Origin of the sequence: Arenimonas composti TR7-09 = DSM 18010 (assembly GCF_000426365.1) — a bacterium.
Taxonomy (GTDB): domain Bacteria; phylum Pseudomonadota; class Gammaproteobacteria; order Xanthomonadales; family Xanthomonadaceae; genus Arenimonas; species Arenimonas composti.
The window spans coordinates 1-1441 of record NZ_AUFF01000029.1; the positions used below are offsets into that span (position 1 = coordinate 1).

The 1441-nt window shown below is 56.9% G+C and carries 3 protein-coding genes; 1 reads left to right on the plus strand and 2 read right to left on the minus strand.

Translation table 11 applies throughout. The features are described 5' to 3' along the window. Positions 1 to 40 precede the first annotated feature (40 nt). Both K311_RS18235 and K311_RS18560 read right to left on the minus strand, forming a co-directional pair. On the minus strand, positions 41 to 502 hold the full coding sequence (locus K311_RS18235; RefSeq protein ID WP_081683466.1) for a DUF4265 domain-containing protein: 462 nt from the start codon (positions 500 to 502) through the stop codon (positions 41 to 43). Between the two features lie 62 nt (positions 503 to 564). Then, positions 565 to 1041, minus strand: a complete 477-nt coding sequence (locus K311_RS18560) for a hypothetical protein (protein WP_154659584.1) — start codon at positions 1039 to 1041, stop codon at positions 565 to 567. A 207-nt stretch (positions 1042 to 1248) separates the two neighbouring features. Between K311_RS18560 and K311_RS18800 the strand changes: the two genes are divergently transcribed. Beyond that, positions 1249 to 1389, plus strand: coding sequence for a hypothetical protein (locus K311_RS18800; protein ID WP_211223670.1), 141 nt, complete (start codon positions 1249 to 1251; stop codon positions 1387 to 1389). Positions 1390 to 1441 lie beyond the last annotated feature (52 nt).

The following is a 1441-nucleotide window of genomic DNA, read 5'->3' on the forward strand; positions in this document are numbered from 1 at the left end:
GCTGGTGCCCTGTTGAAATGGGGAGTCCATACATGAATTGTTATGCCTCATCCGGGAACAGTGACTCATAGGTTGGGTCCGCATGCTCCCACTGAGCCTGGTGCTGGACAAGGTACGCGCGCACTGCTTGCAACTCCACCCCAGGCGGAATATTTACCGACATGTACTTAGGGTTGGCGCCTTCATAGCTGCAGCCGAGCGCGACCAAACCCTGAAGAACTTGATCCGAGGCGTTGCCCGGAGAAACGGGCGGGTCAAAGATGACCCGTACCGTGCGATTGCCCGACTTTGCGACAACGGATTGGAACGTGGGCAACCCTTCTTGTGCGTCAGTGGGCGCAAGGACAGTGTCCTGCCACGAGACGCCGTATGCATAGAAGGGAGAGTTATCCAGTTTGTAGCGGTCGTCTCCGAGCGGGATGGCCCAAAGTGTCTCGACAGTCGCACCGCCATCATTGTCTGGGACGCGGAACAGGACTTTGGCTGTCGGGGAGTTGCTCATGAGGCATAACGCCTGAGTTAAGCCGCGCCGAAGGCGTCGGCTTGAATGAACAGTTAGATGCTCTAGAAGTCGACCTCCAGAAAAGAAAGCTTTTTAATGGAGCGAAACAAATTCTGCTCTTGCGATGGAACGGGGAGCACAAGGCGAGTCTCTTGAAGGTTGCCTGCAGAATCAAAAATGCAAGCGTAGACCGGACTGCCGTCCCCGAACGCTTTGACAGCTGCGTAACCAATGACTCCACCATCGACGAATTCCTTCCACCCCTCGAGCGAGAAAGAACCATTCGGGAGCGAATTTCTGGCTGAAAGCTCCGCCGAATTCGCGAGGCACTTATCGACAGATTCTTGAAAATCGCGGAGGGAGAAATGCATGTTCCTCCCCGTAGAAACGCCATCAAGCGAGTTTATGTATCCGTTGTTGATCTCAATTCGCATCAGCCGTTTGTGCTCGTTAGCAGCACTTCTCCAGACGAGGTATCCGCTCATTGATGCGCCAAGCGCAGCGCTAAAGGCCAACAGTGCGATTTGCTTGATCTTCACGTCGACATCCATGGCAATCTAACGCCTGAGTTAAGCCGCGCCGAAGGCGTCGGCTTGAACGATGAGTTATGCAGCAGCCTAGAACCGGCGAAGCGATGCTGCAACCTGAGATTCCCTTGCAGGCCAATCGGGAGCCCGGCCTCAGCCTGGTTTACCGACGACAACCGGCGCCGGTGGCCCTGACCCGCAGAAACCTTGGCGCCGCCGATGAACGCCGACGATCTTCATGGAGTCAGCGGCGCGAACGACGCGCTTGCCGAAGCCGGCTGTGCCTTGCGACGCGATCCGAAAAGGCGACGTGCTGCGACCCGCTACGCCCCTACAAAGAAGATGAACCTGCGCGCATAACGCCCGAGTTAAGCCGCTCCGCAACGCGCTGACCGGGAGCCGAAGCGGCAAC